The 19,376-nt window shown below is 63.2% G+C and carries 12 protein-coding genes; 3 read left to right on the top strand and 9 right to left on the bottom strand.

Features of this window, described 5'->3' with window-relative positions; all coding sequences use genetic code 11:
• Nucleotides 1-748 precede the first annotated feature (748 nt).
• The 7 genes from ABZU75_RS00255 to ABZU75_RS00225 form a co-directional block, all read right to left on the bottom strand.
• Nucleotides 749-2,350, bottom strand: coding sequence for a long-chain-fatty-acid--CoA ligase (locus tag ABZU75_RS00255; protein ID WP_355547343.1), 1,602 nt, complete (start codon nucleotides 2,348-2,350; stop codon nucleotides 749-751).
• Nucleotides 2,347-8,721, bottom strand: coding sequence for a type I polyketide synthase (locus ABZU75_RS00250; protein ID WP_355547340.1), 6,375 nt, complete (start codon nucleotides 8,719-8,721; stop codon nucleotides 2,347-2,349). The genes ABZU75_RS00255 and ABZU75_RS00250 overlap by 4 nt, the downstream gene beginning before the upstream one ends.
• A gap of 17 nt (nucleotides 8,722-8,738) precedes the next feature.
• Entirely contained in the window at nucleotides 8,739-9,050 is a 312-nt protein-coding gene (locus tag ABZU75_RS00245) for an acyl carrier protein (RefSeq protein ID WP_355547337.1), read from the bottom strand.
• A 35-nt stretch (nucleotides 9,051-9,085) separates the two neighbouring features.
• Nucleotides 9,086-9,676: an FcoT family thioesterase gene (locus tag ABZU75_RS00240; RefSeq protein WP_355547334.1), complete on the bottom strand. Its 591-nt coding sequence runs from the start codon at nucleotides 9,674-9,676 to the stop codon at nucleotides 9,086-9,088.
• Nucleotides 9,677-9,685: 9 nt separating this feature from the next.
• Complete coding sequence (locus ABZU75_RS00235; RefSeq protein WP_355547331.1) at nucleotides 9,686-10,570, bottom strand: TauD/TfdA family dioxygenase; 885 nt, start codon at nucleotides 10,568-10,570, stop codon at nucleotides 9,686-9,688.
• A 33-nt stretch (nucleotides 10,571-10,603) separates the two neighbouring features.
• Entirely contained in the window at nucleotides 10,604-11,464 is an 861-nt protein-coding gene (locus ABZU75_RS00230) for an alpha/beta fold hydrolase (protein WP_355547328.1), read from the bottom strand.
• 1,151 nt (nucleotides 11,465-12,615) lie between these two features.
• Nucleotides 12,616-12,963, bottom strand: coding sequence for a hypothetical protein (locus ABZU75_RS00225; protein ID WP_355547325.1), 348 nt, complete (start codon nucleotides 12,961-12,963; stop codon nucleotides 12,616-12,618).
• Nucleotides 12,964-13,515: 552 nt separating this feature from the next.
• On the opposite strand from ABZU75_RS00225, the gene ABZU75_RS00220 reads away from it, so the two are divergent.
• Nucleotides 13,516-15,684, top strand: a complete 2,169-nt coding sequence (locus ABZU75_RS00220) for a transglycosylase domain-containing protein (RefSeq protein ID WP_355547322.1) — start codon at nucleotides 13,516-13,518, stop codon at nucleotides 15,682-15,684.
• 14 nt (nucleotides 15,685-15,698) lie between these two features.
• Here ABZU75_RS00220 and ABZU75_RS00215 read toward each other — a convergent pair whose 3' ends face one another.
• On the bottom strand, nucleotides 15,699-16,115 hold the full coding sequence (locus ABZU75_RS00215) for a hypothetical protein (RefSeq protein ID WP_355547319.1): 417 nt from the start codon (nucleotides 16,113-16,115) through the stop codon (nucleotides 15,699-15,701).
• A gap of 221 nt (nucleotides 16,116-16,336) precedes the next feature.
• Between ABZU75_RS00215 and ABZU75_RS00210 the strand changes: the two genes are divergently transcribed.
• The gene (locus ABZU75_RS00210) at nucleotides 16,337-16,783 is read left to right on the top strand and encodes a hypothetical protein (protein WP_350925467.1); all 447 of its coding nucleotides are present in this window, start codon (nucleotides 16,337-16,339) and stop codon (nucleotides 16,781-16,783) included.
• A 257-nt stretch (nucleotides 16,784-17,040) separates the two neighbouring features.
• On the opposite strand, the gene ABZU75_RS00205 is transcribed toward ABZU75_RS00210, so the two are convergent.
• A complete protein-coding gene (locus ABZU75_RS00205) occupies nucleotides 17,041-17,988 on the bottom strand; it encodes a TetR/AcrR family transcriptional regulator C-terminal domain-containing protein (protein WP_355547315.1) in 948 nt (315 codons plus the stop codon).
• Between the two features lie 141 nt (nucleotides 17,989-18,129).
• On the opposite strand from ABZU75_RS00205, the gene ABZU75_RS00200 reads away from it, so the two are divergent.
• Entirely contained in the window at nucleotides 18,130-19,332 is a 1,203-nt protein-coding gene (locus ABZU75_RS00200; RefSeq protein ID WP_355547313.1) for an FAD-dependent monooxygenase, read from the top strand.
• Nucleotides 19,333-19,376 lie beyond the last annotated feature (44 nt).

Raw genomic sequence — 19,376 nt, 5'->3', positions numbered from 1 at the left:
GAGGTCTACTTCGTCAAGGTCCGCGATCACTTCGCCCTGCCGCAGCCGGTCGCCGAGCTGTGGAGATGCGCACCGCGACCCGAGTACCTGAAGGGGCATGCCGACTTCAACGTTCGAATCCAGGTAGGCCCCATGGGACTACCGCATCCAGCTCTCGGGCCTTCCTGGCGACCAGATGGACTGAGAGACCTCACAGAGTTTGTCCGATCAGGCCCGGAAGACGGCCGTGGACGGCCCTGTTCTGACTCGTAATGAAGGGGTCTGGGGTTCGATTCCCCAAGGCGGCTCCGCAGGTCGAAGGCCCTCCGGGATGATCTCGGAGGGCCTTCGTCATGTCCGTACAGCGGCGAAATACAGCAACTGTGCGACCGACAGGGATCAGCGTCGTGCGGCAGCCGCCGGGTGGGCCCGCGAGCGGTGTACGCCGGCTCGACGTGGCCCGGGTGAGGTTCGCGTACGGCCACCTGAGCCGGCCAGGACGTCGTGCACGCCGCCCTCGACGACCCGGTCACCCTCCAGCACCAGGATCAGGCCGGCACCCCTGATCGTGCTCAGTCGGTGACGTCGACACCCGCAAGCGCCTGACCGGGTGGGACGAGCCGATCGATCTCGGACTCCCGCGAACCGGCGACGCCTGTTCACTTGGCGCTGGATCACTCCAAGTGAACAGGCGACTGCTGATACGGAGGAAGGTGTTCCGACCTCGACCCTTATCCGGAGCCCCGGTCGTCAGAGAGATCGGGATCGATCATTTCCGCTCATCCGCGATGTGAGGGGACCTGCCTGGCATATCGGCGACGGTGCTTCGTAGCTTTCTGCGAAGAATCTTCCCGCTCGCATTACGAGGCACTTGATCAATTATATTGAACTGTCTCGGGATCTTGAAGTCGGCGATACGCCCCCGCAAGAAGAGCATTAAGTCGCGAGCCGTCACGTGGGCTCCCGGCCTCGGGACCACGTATGCCGAGACGACCTCGCCCCATCGATCATCGGGGATACCGATCACGGCACATTCCTTGATGGAAGGATGCGTGGCCAGGGCATTCTCGATCTCTGCTGGGTATATGTTCTCCCCGGCAGTGATGATCATATCCTTGATGCGGTCACAGATGAACAGATACCCTTCGGCGTCAAGGTATCCGGCATCGCCGGTTCGGATCCAGCCGTCGACGAGAGTTTCCGAGGTCGCCTCCGGGAGCTTCCAGTAACCGAGCATCCGTGCGGGGGTCTTGATGCAGACCTCCCCTACCGCGCCGACCGGCAGTGGAACGCCCTTCTCGTCCCTGATTTCCAGCTGTATACCTGGATAGGGAATACCTGCCGCCTCCGTATGGGAACCTCCGGGAACATGTCTCTCGGGAGGCAGGCAGACGGCGGTGTTCCCCGTTTCCGTCAGTCCGTAGATTTGTGCGAAACCGCACTGGAAGACGTCCATGCACTCCTGCAGCAACCTGCCGGAGATCGGGGACCCCCCATAGGTCACCTTGCGGAGACTCGGGAAACCCCCGGCTTCTGTCTCCCGCTCTGAGAGCATCATCTGAAGCATCGCGGGAACAACGCATATCGTGGTGACGTGATGGGATCGGATCAGCTCGACGGCCTTACGGCTGTCGAAGGTCGGCATGATGACGTTGGTCACACCGGCACAGAACCCCTGTATGAACCACCATAAGCCGCCGATGTGGAATCCTGGCATGCCCACCAGGCTTTTGTCGTCCGGCAGCCAATCGATCCAATCGAGTCCATTTCGTGCCAGCAGCTCCCGTACCACGAAGAAACCTTGCTGCGTGAGAACCACGCCTTTGGGCATGCCGGTGGTGCCGCTTGTGTAAATTTGAACGAGTGGATCTTCCGCTGATGGTTCCGAGAGGAAGGTGGATTCCGGCGTTCCTGCATTCCAGCCCTGTAGCCCGTCCTCCTGGCGACCAGGCTGCTTCAACGGAATGATGCCTTCCAGAGCGGGCAGTGACTCCTTGACCTGATCCACCGTACCGACAAGGGCCGATTCGACGAAAACAAGTTTGGCATCAGAGTCCCGTAAAATGTGCTGAATCTCCGGGGAGGTCAAGCGCCAATTGATCGGGACCAGGACAGCCCCAATCCTCGCGCAGGCGAGAAGGAGCTCGTAGTAGTCTTCGGAGTCCTTTCCCAGGTATGCCACCCGGGAACCCCTGACGACCCCGAGTGCTACGAGATGATGCGCTGTCCGACCGCTTCGGTGATCAAGTTCCGCATATGTCGTTCGACGCCCCTCGCACATGACGGCCACCGCCTGAGGGATCGAGGCCGAATGGTGAGCCGCAACCGATGCGAGTGTTCGTAGCGGAAAGGTATCGGTGTTCCGGTTCACAGGACCTCGCTCTTCGGCCGGGTACCGCTGTCCGGCGCCTGGCCTTCGTCGGGATCTTCCCGATTCTGTCGAATCTGCTGAGTCACGAAGGCGGTGAGCAGATCGACAGCGGGGTGATCGAAGATGATCGCGGTGGACAGCGGTATCTGGAAGGTGATCTCCAGGATGTTCTTCAGCTGCACAGAGGTGAGGGAGTCCATGCCCACCTCAAAGAATCTGACGTCAGGCGGCAGGGACTCCGGTCCGTCGAAGTGCAGAAGTTGAGCGATGTGAGAGCGGATGAAGAAGTTGACAGCCTCCTCCTGCTCGTTCTCGGGAAGTCCGAGGAGCAGTTCGGAGTCGATGTCGGCGACCGCGCCCTCGTCGCGCCTCGCGACAAGCTCGTACAGCGCGTTGTCCAACGGCCGTGCCGCGGCGGACGTCGTCCAGTCGATGTCGCCGACCATGATCTGAGGAACATCCCAGCCTGACGACTTGATCAGGGCGCGCAGACCGACCGATGGCCTGAAGAATTTCACCCCCTGACGCTCGATGGCTTTGATGTGCTGCTCGTTCAGGTTCGCCGCCAGGCCGATCTCGCCCCAGGCCCCCCAGTTGATGCTCTTGCCGGGCAGGCCACGCCGGTGGCGCCAGTGCATGAGGCCATCGACGAAAGCATTCGCCGCCGCGTAGTTAGACTGCCCCGGATGACCGACGACGGAGGATATCGAAGAATATCCGATGAAGAAGTCAAGGTCCGGGAGCATCTCAGAGGCCTGGTGCAGCAACCAGGTTCCATAGACCTTGGACTGGAACACCTTGTCGATGTTCTGCCAGGTCTGAGTCTCGATCGGCGTATCCGCAAGGATTCCCGCGGCATGGATGATACCGCCCAGTGGGTGACGCCCCAGCGAGTCGAAGATCCTGCGCACGTCTTCGGGATCACCGATGTCACCCTGGTACGCGGTGAGCCGGACGTCCGGTCCCAGGCGGTCCCTGAGTTCTGCCACCTCATCTTCGGGTATGGCCGAGCGGCTCACCAGCGCCAGCTTGCGAGCACCATGATCAACGAGCTTCTGGGCGGTCGCGATACCGAGCGCGCCGAATCCACCCGTGACAAGATAGGTTTTTTCGGAGCTGATGTTCACCGGGGGATTCGACATCCCGGTATCGGGACGAAGGTCGATGACCGGCTTTCCTGCGTTCGCCCCCCGGCTGACCACACTGAAGGCCTCCTCGACTTCGTCAAGGGTGTAGACCGTGGTTACGAGCGGTTGCAGGAGTCCTTCGTCCAGGAGCCTGAAGACCTCTTTCAGGATATCGGTGGTGACTTGCGGAAGGCCCCCCTCGGGGATCTCGTCGAGATCGACCACGTGATAGGCGACGTCCGTTCTCGCGGCCTGATCATTTTCTCCGGAGCAGGCGCTGATTTTACTCAGATCGACGAAGCGGCCACCAGGCGCGACGTATGCGAAAACCGAAGGGATGAAATCGCCGCTCAGGCTGTTGAGAACGATGTCGACACTCTCACCGCCTGTCAGCCGCCGGATCTCCTCAGCGAAGTCAGGCGTCTGAGGGTCCATGACGCGCTGCACGCCCAGTGCCCGGAGCTGTGGCCACTCACCAGGGGAGGCCATCGCGTAAACCTCGGCACCGGCGAGCTTCGCGAGCTGGACGGCGGCCTGTTCCACACCGCCACCTGCCGAATGGATGAGAACACGATCACCCGCCTTGATGTCGCAGAGGTGGTGCAGCGCGTAGTAGGCGGTGAGGTAGGCGGTAGGAAGGCCGGCGGCTTCGGCGAAGCTCACGGACACCGGCTTGCGCAGGGCGTACTTCGACGAGACGGTCACCCGCTGGCTGAGACAACCTCTGTGGCGGATGACCACCTCGTCACCGACCTGGTAGTCCGCCTCGGGGCCGGCGTCGATGACCGTGCCCGCGCACTCGGAACCGAGAGGTACGTCTTCGTGTTCAAGACCGTGCTCTCGCGCGTGTTGCCGCCGTAGTCCCAGGGCGTTGAAGACGTCTTCGAACACCAGGCCCGAGGCGTGAACCTGTACCTGTATCTCGTCTCCCTCCGGCTTCCGGTCCTCCAGCGGTACGGGAATTATCCTGCCAAAGTTTCCGTATTCACCGACGATGAGCTTGACCGGAGAACCGTTCCGGGAAAGCGCCGCGTCGACTGTGGTGATACGCCGGACGTAGCGATGCCCGGCTCGGTAGGCGACCTGGAATTCATCCGGATTCCCATCGAGCCATTCGCGCACCAGGCTCTGATAACCCCCGCCTCCCTCGGGCATGTCCACCAGCGTGACCTTGTAGGCGGGATACTCGCTCCACATCACATGGCCGAAACCCCACAGAGTCGCCGCCGCCAGGCCGCTCCCGTCGCCCGCGGAATCACTGGGCAACCATTGCGCGCGTTCTGTCACGAGCCACAGCCGCTGCGAGTGGCCGAAGCCCGCCTCGTTGAGCAGCCGGAGCAGGTCAAGCAGCGCCAGATAATTGGCCTGGCACTCGTGTCTGAGATCCGACACGTTGATCGGCGCGGCACCTGCCCGCCAGAACCAGCAGACATCGCTGGGCTTGCCGGACAGGGCGCTTGCGATCTCTTCGGCGGTCTCGGCGAAGGACAGTTCGACCCCGGCCGCGGTGGCTTCTCGGATGAAGTCCGCTGAGCCGGCGCCCGGCCCGCCGACGACGAGCACATTCCGCGGCTCTCGCTCCGTATCGGGCAAAGAGCGTTTCAGCCAGCGTACGTCGTGGAACAACGATTGACCGGATCGCGGCGTGGCGGTCTCCAGCCGCTTGATGCCCAGTCCTTCGAGGATGAAAACTGGGCGCTTTCCCTCAAGTACCAGGATGTCGGCGGTGAAGTCGGCGTCGGCATTGACGGCAGAGGACAGCCGGGCAACCGTGACCAGTTCCGAACCCATCGGCTTCTTGAGCAACCTGCAACGGTCAAATCGGACCGGCACGCACGTGGCGTCGCTCACGACGAGAGTCGCCACAGTCTGGAGCGCGGCGTCCAGAAGAGCGGGCGGAAGGTGTTCCCCAACCGGAGTGTCGTGCCCGGTGAGGTCCGCGACGGATGTGCCGTCGGGGAGCCGGATCACGCGTTTGATCCCCTGGAATGCCGGTCCGTAGTCGATACCGTGATCTGCGAAGTCCAGGTACAGATCCTCCGCCCGCCATACCGCCTTCGGCGTGCCCGTCGCCTCCGAGGCCGCTTTCAGATCGAGGGTCAGCTCTCTAAGGGGGCTCTCCTGGTCGGAGTCGATTTCGATGACGGCGGTGGCGTGGCATCGTTCGGACGCCGCACGGGCCTCCTCCCAGCGGCTGACGATGTCGACCGTCGCCCGGCCGTCCGCATGGATGTGCAGCCGCGTACGCAGGGTCGCCGGGGCTTTCTCCAAGAAGAGCGCTTCATGAATGCGTAGGTCTGATATCGGCAGCCCGGTAAGGCCGAAGACCGATTCCTGTAGTGCGAAGATTATTTCGACGTAACCCGCGCCTGGAAAGACCACCCGATCGAACACCTTATGGTCTTGAAGATACCCGGGATAATCTTCGGACAGCTTGGCCGAGAATTCTCGTATACCCGCACGGCGCTGCTCGTCCGTGGAGATCTCGGTGCCGAGCAGTGGGTGGCCCATGACACCGGAACCACGCATGGGACCGAGGTGCTGCTTTTCTACGGGAAGCCGGTAATCCTTCCGATCGAAGGCATAGGCGGGCAGGTCGACGGTTCGGCCTTCCCACGCGTCGTGATAGGCGGCCCAGGAGATCGGTATTCCAGCGGTGTACAGTTGCGCGAGGGAAGTACGGATGACCGCCGCGTCGGTGTCGGCGGCATGCAGGCTGTTGAGCCACAGATGGTTTTCCGCGGATACGCAGTGCCTGCCCATGCCGATCAGCTCGGTGGAGGGGCCGATTTCCACGAATATGTGCTCGCCGCGTTGCTCGATGGCTCGCATGCCGCCTGCGAAGTCGACCGTTCCGCCTAGATGGCGCACCCAGTAGTCCGCGTTGCCCATATCCGCGAGCCCTGACACCGTGCCGCTCAGATTGGAGACGAGCGCGATCTCCGGATCGTGGAACGAGATGCCTTCCAGGACCGTTCGAAAGGCGTTGAACACCTCAGCCATGAGAGGCGAGTGAGATGCGCACGACACGGGAAGCGTCTTCGTCTTGAGGCCTTTGGCGTCAAGGGAAGCGGTGATCTTCTCCACGGACCGTCGACCGCCGGAGATCACGCTCTGCTCGGGGCCGTTGATCGCTGCGAGAGAGACGTCCGCGTACTCCTTGAGCAGGGGAAGGACGTCCGCGGCGGTGGCTTGGACGGCGGCCATGCTGCCCGGCGCCGTGGTGTGCATGAGCCGACCACGCGCCGCCATGAGCGTGGTGGCGTCGTCAAGGTCGATCAGTCCGGCGACTGTCGCCGCGACGATCTCTCCGAGACTGTGACCCATCACCACACTCGGCCGCACGCCCCAGGAGATCCACAACTGAGCCAGGGCGTATTCTATGGTGAACAGCGCAGGCTGAGTGTAGTGGATGAGGTGGACCTTGTCGGCCTCTTCGGAGTGGCCAAAAATGATCGCTTTGATGGAATAGCCGAGCTGCTGCTCGAAGAGCCGATCGCACTCGTCCACCCATTTGCGGAACACCGGGAATCGCTCATACAGGGGGCGTCCCATGCCGACATACTGCGCGCCGCCGCCGCCGAACAGGAAGGCAATTTTTCGCGCTTTTTGGTTTTTATTGCCTGGTTTCTTCTCACGGCTGAGCGTGCGATCCAGTAGATCGGTGAGGTCGGCGCGGCTTCGAACCACACCGGCGAATCGTGCGTTGAAGTGCGAACGACCTACATTGCTGGTGTAGCACAGATCCCGCACGGAGTCGTGTGGGTGTGTGTCCACATGCTGCCGATAGCGCGTGAGCTGCTGTTCCAGCGCCTGACTGCTCTTCGCCGATACAGTGATCACATGCGGGGAACCGTCATCCTTTTCGCCGGGTGTCCGGCCGACCGTGGCCGGCGCTTGCTCGAGAACGACCGCTGCGATCGTTCCGGCGAATCCAAAGGAGTTGACGATCGCTCGGCGAACCTCAGCCGGCCACAGCGTGAGTTTCCTGGGAACGGACACGGGGTAACGGTCCCAGGGAATGCGTTTGGAAGGGTTCTCGAAGTTCAAGTGCGGATAGATCGCACCTTCTCGCAACTGAAGCACGGTCTTGACGACCCCGCCGATACCGGCTGCGGCTTCCATGTGCCCGAGATTGGTTTTGAGTGATCCGACGATCAGCGGGTCTTCCGAGGTATGACTGGACCCGAAGACGGCCGCGATGGCCCCCATCTCTATGGGATCACCCAGGGGAGTGCCGGTTCCATGGGCCTCGAGATACTGGATGTCTTGAGGGTCGAGCCCGGCGTCTTTCAGGGCGACACGAAGGAGCGCCTCCTGCGCTACGCCGTTCGGCGCCATCAAGCCGGCGCTTTCGCCGTCCTGGCGCACCGCCGACCCGCGGATCAGGGCCAGAACACGATCCCCGTCCCGCTGGGCATCCGACAGGCGTTTGAGCACCACCATGGCGCAGCCTTCGCTTCTGCCGTAACCATCGGCGGAGTCGTCGAAGGTCTTGCAGCGACCGTCTGCCGACAGCATGTCGGCTTGCGAGGCCATGATGTACGGCCGAGGGTCGTCAACGGCGTTGACTCCACCGCACAAGGCGATCTCACACTCGCGACGGCGCAGCCCCTGGACGGCCAGGTGCAGGGCGACCAGGGAAGAGGAGCAGGCCGTGTCGACACTGAGGCTCGGCCCTCGCAATCCGAGGAAGTATGACAATCTCCCCGAGATCACACTGTGCGCGGAGCCCATGGCGGTGTGCATGTCCAGCTCTTCATAAGGAAGCGACGAGACACGTGTGGCCTGGTCGGTGCCACTGACCGCGACATACACGCCACCGTCGGTGTGACGTAGTCTCGCCGGGTCGATATTGGCGTGTTCCAGCGACTCCCATGCTGTTTCCAGGATCAGTTGCTGCTGCGGGTCGAGGGAGGGCGCTTCTTTGGGGGAGATATTGAAGAAGGTGGGATCGAACTTGTAGATGTCACGCAGATAGCCCCCACCGGCCGAGCGTATCTTTCCCCTCATGAGCGGATCGTCGGAGAACAGTTCTTCGTTGTGCCAGCGCTCGGACGGAATCGGCCCGATCCCGGATCCTCCAGCTCTGAGGAAATCTGCCAGGCCATCGGGAGTGCTGTTCTCGCCGGGAAAGCGTAAGCCCATGCCGACGATGGCGATCGGCTCATCCTTCTCGCGCCTCAGCTGCTCGATGAGGGTTTTTTGCTGATCGGTCAAGGCAACCAGATCATCTACTTGCATGGGCAAGTCATCGCCTATCATAAAACGGCCCTCGCACCATCGACTGGAGCGTTGCGTGACTGGGGAAAAAGATCTGCAAGAGCATCGTCTGTCAGTTGCTTCAGGAGAGCCTGCAGGGTCGGGTTGCTGTACATCAGCGTTATGTTCACTTCGCACCCCAACCGATCCTCCAGGTGCTGCTTTATCTCTACCGCCCTGATGGAGGTCAGGCCGAGGTCGAAATAGTTCTCATCGAGCCCGATCTCCTCTCCCTCCGGCATGAGCAGCGCTTCCTTGAACATCTCCTGTAAGAACTCCAAGAGAGCGTCCCTGCGTTCGGAAAGCGGCATCGAACGCAACCTGTGGACAGTAGCCGTATCCGCTCTCATGCGCTACCCTCCGAGGCGGGCACCGGAGGATTCAGAAGGGCCATTCTGACATTTCCGCGAGCTCTTCCGCCGTTCTCGCCCCAGAATCTACATGCGAAGTCCACAAAAACCAATGGCTGCGTCCCGCTACTGTCGTCGCGCTTTATGATGTCGGTGATCTCCAGCTCGCCGAAGTATCTGGATGAAGAAATCGGTCTCCGGAAGAAGGCGTGGTAGTCAACGATCAGAATATCCGGCAGCTGCTTCTTCCAGAAGTCTTCGAGTGTCCATTCTTCAAACGCCGAGGATGCTCTTTCCTTGATGATCTTCGCGATGATGTAGTACATCATCTGATTGAAGGAGATGTTGTATTCCACGGCATTGAAGTGGCCAGTGTCATCGATGTAGCAGGATTCGTCTATCCCGAGCTCGCATAGTATGTAGAGTCGGGTTTCGCCGGTATCCGTGACCTGCTGGAAAAGGTCTGCCGCCTTTAGATAGCGGCAGTTCTCCTTATAGGGTTTGAGTACCTGGGCCATGAGGTCGGGATCATTCGGTGATACGACGGCTTCTTCCTTCGGGACCCGCCCAGATGCATTCTCCGACATTACCTCTCCCTATGAGACGTGCCCGAAAAATTCGTACTGGTCGTGCATGGTCAGGCGGTAGGAAGCCGTCGGCTCGGGTTCCGTCGTGTGCAGCGCCCGGTGAACGAGGCTGCGATTGTCCCAGAGCAGGATATCGCTTTCCTCGAAATTCTGGAGGTGGATGTTCTCGTGCTTGAACGTTGAATCCCGCTGACCGCTGCCTTCGAGGAGCTCGTGCAGCAGCGCATCGTCAACCGTCTCGCCCTGGGCCCCCTCGATCAGTTCGGTGAATCCGTCGCTGATGTAGAGGATCGTTTCCCCGGTGGCCGGGTGCGTGAAGGTGAGGGGATGATTCACCGCAGGGGTTTTCTCCTCGATCTCCGCCAACAGCGCGGAGACAGGACGGTAGACGTCCTCCGGTCTGATCTTGAAGTATCGCCGCGGGCTATGCTGCGTCCGCTTTCCGGCGACACGCGACTTCAACTCGTCGGAGAGTCTCGCGTAAGCCTTGCCCATGTCGATGAAGTAGGTTCCCCGATTCTTCTTGGGCACTACCTGGGGATAGATCATCGTAATGCCGAAGGGGCGCGGCATGAACGAGTAGTCCGCGTGCCAGAACTTTCCGGTCTGTGGGACTCCCATTTTCACGCCATCCTGCGGGACGTTCGAGGAGACGAAGATCTCCTTGTGGTCCGGGTGGTGGTACATGGGTTCGTAGTAGGCCTCGATCTCTCCCAGGAGCCGGCCCAGGGCAATGAATTCGACCGGGTCCAGGCGCTGCTCTTTAAGAACAACGATCTTCTCGGAGTAGATGAGACCCTTGATTTTCTCAATTATCTCACCGGAGGCCTGGGAGGCGTCGAAATCGCATACTGAAACCCCTATTGATCCGAACTTCTGTCTCTCAATATACATAAGGAATTCTCTCCGTCGATGTGAACCCGATGATTACATGGTGAAGCCGGACAACTCTTCGGACAATGCGCTATAGAAGGTGTCCCGCTGTTCCGTCAGGTAGAAGTGCCCGCCGGTGAACCTGCGATGTTGAAATCGGCCGGCCGTGTGCTCCCCCCATCCTTTCGTTTCCTCATCATTGACAAACGGATCGGAATCCCCTGTGAACAACGTGAGGGGGCACCTGAGCGGAGGGCCTGGACGATAGCGATAGGAGGCATCGACAAGATAATCACCGTTGAGGACCGGAAGGGTCAGCTCCATGAAACTTCGATCGGCTGCCAACACGGGATCCGTTCCGCCCATCGCTTCGGAGACGGCTTGTGCGTCATGCATCGTCCATGGGCTTTTGTCGTACTCATGGTGTACCGCCGGCGCGCGTCTCGCAGAGACGATCAATCCGGCAAGTGTGCCGGTCGCCGAGCTTTCGAGCCTTCTTGCCACCTCGAAAGCGATGATCGACCCCATGCTGTGCCCCAGGAGAACCAGCGAAACGTCCGCCCAGGGCTTCAGTGCCTCGAATATACGATCGGCCAGCTCTTCGACGCCGCCGGCGATGTCCTCACTCCGGCGGTCTTGCCGACCGGGATATTGAACCGCTACGACCTCATAGGGATGCTCCAGGTTCCTTGAGAGTGGATAGAAGAATCCGGCGGACCCTCCCGCATGCGGGAAGCACACCAATCGAACTTGTCCGCCGGATTTTGCCGTAAATCGCCTGATCCAAAGATCACTAGCCCGTCGTGGATCAAGCATGTATTGCGACTGCCTCTCAAGGAATGTGTTCAAGATAATCATGGGTTGACGTGTGGTGACTATCAGTCGATACGTGTGGGATTTTTTCGCATCGACCACGAATGATCCAGTCCGACTTCGAGTGGTCACGGCCGCACGCCGACCCTGCTTGGCCGCCGGTACTACGTCGCAGCACCGGAAAGCGAGCCCTGGCATCGGCCCGCGCTATCCCCGGCTGGCTTTCGGTCTGTTTGCCGTCCGGTTCGCACTTCTGCAACCCCGCCCTATAGGACGAACTCCTAATCACTCCATGTGTCTTTGGCATCAAGACCTGGTGTTGCCCATGGCCTTGATGAGCCCTCGATCGCCCCGTATGTCTCCTGCCGCGACACTCCGCTGGTTTTTCCCATCGAAGAGGCATGAAGATCTTGTGGATCTGCTGTACGGAAGCGGATCCGTAGTTTATCTGCCTACCTGGGATTCCCACTTGCAGGTCACTTGTGGATCAGTTGTGAACTGTTCCTCAATGGGGGTTGTGAACGCGCGACCAGGAACTTGAGAGTGTCAGAGCGGCTTTCCGGTCTTTGACCGCGAGGTGTTACGAGGTCCGGTTCGCGGGCGTCAGGGCCTCTGCGAGGAGTGGTCGACCCGCTCGCCACGGGAGTCGGCGTCGCCGATCGACAGGACGCGGGTGGGAATCGACGCACGTGATCGGCCGACCGGGGGAGGCGCACCGGCCGTCGAGGCGGCCGCGCCCGCGGTTTCCGCGTGATGAAGGGGGCTGGGGTTCGATTCCCCAGGGCGGCAGCCGGGTGGATCGTCGTCGACTGCACCGGCCGGCAGGTCCGCCTTCACACCGAACTCGTGCTACTCCCATACGCTCGTCCCGGCGGCGAACGTCCCGGTCCTGCTGCGCGCCTACCCGGGCCCGCAGGCCGACATCGGTCTCAGTGGAAACTCCGCGGTTCCGGTCCCATCCCGAGCTTGGTTTCACAGCGCGGTGCGGCGACCGGATCACCACGTGTGGCCCTATCGGTTCAGCGCCTTCGGCCCGGACGAGCGTGTCCTTGCCGGAATCGACACGATCTTCGACCGTGGTACCGGCTGTCCTGCCGGGAACGGTCGGATAGACCGAGGAGAAGGCCTCGCTCTGACCTGCGGGAGCGCCTTCTCTCAGGAGGCGCTCCCGGTGCGGTATACATCCGGTCAGTGCGAAGCGGGCACCGGGTCGCCGTTCACGGTGGCCACGCCGGTGTCACCCCTTACCGGAACTAGGACGGCATCACCGGAGTGCACTCCATCCATATCGAGGCCGTCTTGGACTGCGTGGTCCCGGAGTTGTTGAAGAAGAACGTCGCCTGCTGCCTGTATCCCGGGAATCCGGCCGGCGGCGACACCGAGCGCACGTAGGGACCCTCCCACCAGGTCCTCTTGAAGTACGGGTGGGAGTCGGGGCACTTGAGCCACAGGGTGGCGGTCGCCCATGGTGCCAGGAGCTTGCTGGTCGTGATGGTGACCGTGTCGGGTCCGGCGGCGGCCGCGGCCGGGAGCGCGGTGCTGAGAAGCCCACCGGCCAGGGCGGCGGCGGCCGCTACACCAGTGATTCTGCGTACTCTCATGATATTTCTCCTTGTGCTGTGTTTTCCGGGGCGCGGAAAGCCGTACCGGAATGGCGGGAACGGGCGCGGCAAGCGGCCTGTCATGCGAACACATGATGAGGCGGTGCGGACCACCAGGCTCTCGCCGTGGTGGTCGAAGGGCCTCCGGACTTCTTTTCACCGGCCCGACGGCGAATGTGACATCCAGCCTGAAAGGCGACTTTTATGATTCCTCCCCCCGGAAGATCTCACGGAGGATCCTGCTCCCGGCGTCTTGGATGTAGCTTGGATCTCGCTTGAGGATCGGTTTCGCCACGATGCGCAGGAGTCTTTGCCGGGCGTCTTGGCGGGACAGCCAAGGCTCCCGCCGGGCGGTTGGCGCTCCCGGGGCGCCGCCGCCATCCTCGCCCGCGGCGTCAGGAAGTTCCCCTAGGCTGTGTGTTCGCAGATGATCTAGAGCCCTCTTCCCGCCGGGTGATCTGGGCCGCCCCGGGGGATGGTCGGCGCTGTGCCCTATGTGGCAGAAAGCGTTTTATGTGCACCAAACAGGGTTGAAGTCTAGAATCTACGCTTATGTCGGAACGGGGTAAGGATCAGTCGGGGGCCGCGTCGAAGATCATGCGTCTTGCCGCCGTGGGGACGGCGGCGGGTGTGCTGGTCGCGGGGATCGCACTACCGGCCGTGGGGGGTGCGGGGCTCGGTATCGTGTCGGCGACCAACGGGTTGAACCTCAACCCCGAGGAGCTCGTCGAACCTCCGCCGGCTGAGGTCACCGTCGTGCAGGACGCCAGGGGCAGGGAGATCGCCCGGTTCTACGAGGAGTACCGCGAGGTCGTCAAGCTCGACAAGGTGTCCGAGGTCATGAAGACCGCGATCGTCTCGATCGAGGACTACCGGTTCTACGAGCACGGTGCGATCGACATCGAGGGCACCCTCCGCGCGTTCGCCAAGAACCTCCAGGCGGACGGGGTGAGCCAGGGCGGCTCCAGCATCACCCAGCAGTACGTCAAGCAGGTGCTGCTCAACTCCGCCGAGACCGACGCGGAGAAGGACAAGGCGCTGGAGGCCAGCTACGCGCGCAAGCTCAACGAGCTGCGCCACGCGATGGCGGTGGAGCAGAAGTACTCCAAGGACGAGATCCTGGAGAAGTACCTGAACATCGCCTACTTCGGCGCGGGTGCCTATGGCGTCGAGGCGGCGGCCAAGCGGTTCTTCGGCGTGGCGGCGGCCAAGCTCACCCTGCCGCAGGCGGCGACGCTGGCCGGCGCCGTGCAGGACCCCAACGCCACCGACCCCAACCTGGGGGTGAAGCAGCGTGAGCGGCTGCTGAACCGGCGCAACGTGGTGCTGAACCGGATGGCCGAGCTGGGCAAGATCACCACGGCCGAGGCGGCCGAGGCGAAGGCCACCAAGCTCGGCTACAAGGGTACGAAGCTGCCCGGTGGCTGCGAGGCCAGCGACTATCCGTACTTCTGCGTCTACGTCCGCAACGAGATCCTGAAAAATCCTGACTTCGGGAAGACTGCCAAGGAGCGTCTGGCGTTCCTCAACCGCGGCGGTCTGACGATCAGGACCACCATCGACCCGACCATGCAGGCGGCGGCGGACCGGGCGATCAGGAAGTGGGTCAACCCCACCGACAACCCGGTGGCGGCCGAGGCCCTGGTCCAGCCGGGCACCGGGGCTATCAAGGCCATGGCGGCCAGCCGGGCGTACGGTCAGAGCAAGGCCAGGGACGAGATCTCCTACAACGTCGTCGCGGACGCCGCGCACGGCGGCGGCGTCGGTTTCCAGGCCGGCTCGACCTTCAAGACGTTCACGCTGCTCAACGCGCTGAACAAGGGCATGAAGGTCGACGACGGCTTCAACGTCGGCGCCGGTTACCTCGCCTCGGGCTATTCGGCGTTCAAGAACTGCAAGGGCGAGAACATCGGTGACCCGACCCACACCGTGACCAACGACGAGGGCAGCCCCGGCTGGCGGACCCTGCAGACCGGCACCTGGGGTTCGGTCAACACGTTCTTCATGACCCTGGAGCAGCACGTCGGGCTCTGTGACACGGTCAAGATCGCCAAGTCGCTGGGTATCCACCGCTCCGACGGGCTCGCGCTCCAGGAGTACGAGACGTTCACGCTCGGCATCAACGAGATGGACCCGGTGACCGTGGCGAACGCGTACGCCGCGATCGGCGCGCGCGGTAAGTACTGCGCGCCGATGGCGATCACTCAGATCACCGACCGCGATGGCAAGATTTCCAAATACCAGCCCAAGTGCCGTCAGGCGCTCGACCCCGAGGTCGCCGACGCGGCGGCGGACGTGCTGTCCGGAGTGTTCACCAAGGGCACGATGCGGGCGGTCGGCGGCATCGGCCGCGACGCGGCGGGCAAGACCGGCACCACCGATGGCTATGCCACCGCCTGGTTCGCCGGGTTCACCCCGGACCTGGCCGGCGCGGTCAGCATCGGCGACCCGCGCGGCTCGCAGAAGTACAAGCTGACCGGCGTCACGATCGGCGGACGCTACTACGGCTCGGTCTTCGGCGGCAGCATTCCGGGCCCGATCTGGAAGGACACGATGCTGGCGGCGCTGAGGAACGTCGAGCCGACGTCGTTCACCCCGATCAACTCGGCACGGTTCGGCGGCTGCGGCCAGAGCTGCCGGCCCGCGCAGCCCCCGTCGAACGACGACGCCCCCGACGGCAACGAGCAGATCAACATCCCCCTCGACGGTTACGGCGACTGACGCGACGCGAGGGCTCACACCGGTCCGATCGCCGGTGCGGGCCCTTGTCGCAGGTTGGGTCCACCGGCGGGATTTTGTTGGTCAATGAGCGAGGCCGTCGGAGCGACGGTAATCCGGCCGAGTGTCCTGCGGATCTCCGGAGGGGGCTTCCAGCCGAGTGGGTCGGGGTGGTGCCAGGGAAAGTTGACGGGCTCGCGTGGGATGTCGCCGGCGAGCAGACGTTCCATCAGCCCGGCCAGGCCGAGCGGGACGACCCGCTCGGCGGTGCTCCGAAGCTCGGGCAGTGACCACCGGTGGAAGCGGTCGAGCGTCGCCCGTTCGTGATCTTCCATGCCGGAGACGTCGACTCCGAGCTCCCGGATGTGGAGGAAGCTGCCGCCCTCGGCCTCGATGAGCCCGGAGCCCCTGCGCCTGGCCCGCTCCGGACGCATCGGTGCCGTCGTCGGGTGTCTGGACGGTTCTTCGTCAACCCTGGAAGCTTCCAGGTTTCCGTACGCCTGTTCTGTAACCGATTATTTGACGGAGTGATCACCCTCCGAACAACTCGCAGATCGCTGAACTGATCACCTTGCCGGACCTGGCGGGTCCGACGAGCACCGATCCGCCACATGTCTCCCAGCGATCTCGCCCAATGAAGACGTCCAGGAGTCCGATGAACGCACGTCGTTTCACTTCTCGTCTCGCCATGATCGTGGTCATGGTGGCCTCGCTCACCGCGATCCTGCCGACCGTGTCCGCTTCGGCGGGGCTGGTCACATCCGCTTCGGCGGGGCAGGCCAAGGTACTTTCGAAGTGCACGGTGCCGCCATGTGGCGACATCTATAATTACACCAATACATGGTGGCCCATTCGCCGGAAAGATAGTGACAGCGGCCCCTGGATAACCTCATCGATCGGCCCGGGCCAGCACAAGGGCGGCTACTGGAACGATGGAATCGACTGGGACCAGTACGGTATCCCCTACCGCTGTTCGGTGAATCTCACCGTCAATGGTGTGAGCTATGTCAGGAGCAACAACACGGTCAACGGAAACCTGTGGTTCTCCTTCTCCTCCAATCAGACGGTCAAGCTGAACTCCTATACCTGCCGGGGTGTTTGAGCCAACGATCGTCTCAAGGACATGATGACAATGCCCCCGCTCACCTGGCGGGAGCATTGTTCGTCGAGGGGACATTGAAGTTATAGGCGAAGGTCCCGTGCCGCTACCGAGGTTGAAGCCCGGAATTCAGATCATCGACCTCGCACGAGCTCCGAGAATGTCGTCCACGTCTCCTCGGAGCACTTCGACCGTGACTTTCGGACCCCCTCTGGCGCGGTGACCGCCCACATTCGCCGGGGTCCGAAGGAGTGGAACTTCTACGTGCCTTGACGATCTCCATGAAGGGACGTGGCGTCCTGGCCGCGAGAAAGGCCGGGACCGGGGGCCTCGATGAACACCTCCAGGCCGTCCAGCAGGCGTCGCAGTCCGAACTCGAAGAGCGTGTCCAGGTCGAGGGAGTCGGGCGGGATGCTCGACAGCAGCGGGAATTCCGCCATGCGCGGGAGCACCGCCGAGTCGAGCCACTCCTGGTCGGTCATGCCGGTCTGCTGCGCGGCCTCGGTCTCGGCCTCCAGGTTGATCGCGGTCCCGCGTACGTAGTTGGCCACGGTGGCGTACACGTGGACCATCGTGGCCGGGTCGAGACCGAGGCCGTCCACCGCGCGCATCGCCCACTCGGCCTGGGCCATCGCGTTGGGCGTGGGCAGTGGGCGGGTGAACGAGGTGAGCTGGGCCAGCCAGGGGTGGCGGTGGTAGAGGGCCCACTGTGCCCTGGCGGTCAGCTCCATCCGGGCCCGCCAGCCCGGTGGCGGCTCATCGAGCGCGCACTCGGCCAGCACGGTGTCGGTCATGAGCATGATCAGCTCCTCCTTGCCCGACACGTGCCGGTAGAGCGACATCGCCGAGACCTCCAGGCTGGTTGCGATCCGGCGCATGGACAGGGCCGCCGGCCCCTCCATGTCGGCGATCCCGATCGCGGCGCGCACGATCCGTTCCCTGGTGAGCTCGGGCACGGGCCTGCGGGAGGGGCCGGCGTCCGCGACGGCGCCGTCCGCGACGAGGGTCCCGACGCCGGGGGCGACCCGCACGAGCCCCTCCCGGCGCAGGGTCGCCAGCACCTTGCCGGCGGTCGCCATCGCCACGCCCCACTCCTGGATGATCTGCCGGGTCGAGGGCACCCGGTCGCCCGGGCGTAGCCGCCCCGTCGCGATGCGCCGCCGCAGCTCGGCGACGATCCGCAGGTACGGAGGCTCTGTCCCGTCCACTGTCCGTCCTCCCAGTGCTCTAGTGCACCATTTCTCCAATGACCCGGTCACATACTGCCGTAATCTTGGTGCACTAGTACATAATTTACAACGTAAGCGCACTATGCGTACGGTATACACATTGTCAAGCAGGGAGCGCTTATGAAGAGCATTCTGATCTCCGGTGCCGGTATCGCGGGGCACGCCCTGGCCTACTGGCTACATCGCCACGGCTTCACCCCGACCGTGATCGAGCGAGCCCCGGCTCCGCGCGCCCAGGGCCACACGGTCGACCTGCGCGGTGTCTCCGTCGACGTGGTCAGGCGGATGGGGCTCCTCGACGAGGTCCGACGCGCGGCCGTCGACTCCGGCGGGATGTCCTACGTGGACGCCACCGGCAGGCGCGTGGCCGACATGCCCGCCTCCTTCCTCGGTGGAAACGGCCTGGTCGGTGAGGTGGAGATCCTTCGCGGCGACTTGGTCGACATCCTCCACCGGGCGACCGGGGACGAGGTGGAGTACGTCTTCGACGACACGATCACCTCGCTGACCCAGACCCACGACGGCGTACGGGTCACCTTCGAGCGGTCCGCGTCGCGCGTCTTCGACCTGGTGGTGGGCGCGGACGGCGCGCACTCGGTGACCCGGTCCCTGGCTTTCGGCGAGGAGTCGCGCTTCGGCCGCGAGCTCGGCTGCTACCTGGCGTACTTCACCGCGCCCAACGTCTTCGGCATCCAGGACTGGGAGCTGTTCCACAACATGCCGGGCAGGAGGGTGGCGGCGCTGCGCCCGTCCCGGCGGGCCGAGGAGGTCAAGGTCCTGTTCGGCTTCGCCTCGAAGCCGCTCGACCACGGTGATGTGCGGAGGCAGAAACAGATCGTGGCCGAGGTCTTCGCCGGAGCGGGCTGGCAGGTGCCCGCCATGCTCCGGGAGATGGCGGCGGCCACCGACTTCTATTTCGACGCGGCCACCCAGGTCGTCATGGACACCTGGTCCCGCGACAGGGTCGTGCTGCTCGGCGACGCCGGATACGGCCCGTCGCCGCTGGGCGGCGGCGGCACCGGGCTGGCGGTGGTCGGCGCCTACGTGCTGGCCGGAGAGCTGGCCGAGGCGGGCGGGGACCATCCGGCCGCCTTCGCCGCGTACGAGCGGGAGATGCGCGACTTCGTCCAGCAGAGCCAGAAGCTCCCGCCGGGCGGCGTCAACGGCTTCGTGCCCAAGACGCGGTCGGTCATCCGGCTGCGCAACCTGTCGATCAGACTGCTACCCCACATGCCATGGGCCGGTCTGGTCGAGAGAATGGCCGGCAGGTCCGACGCCATCACCCTTAAGAACTACGGCTTCGCCGCCTCCCCGCGACCCTGAGCGTTCCGTACGGCCCCTGGAGCGCCGTTCAAAATCATCTGGCT

Source organism: Streptosporangium sp. NPDC005286 (assembly GCF_040607515.1).
Lineage (GTDB): Bacteria > Actinomycetota > Actinomycetes > Streptosporangiales > Streptosporangiaceae > Streptosporangium.
This window is presented reverse-complemented; position numbering and strand designations above follow the sequence as displayed.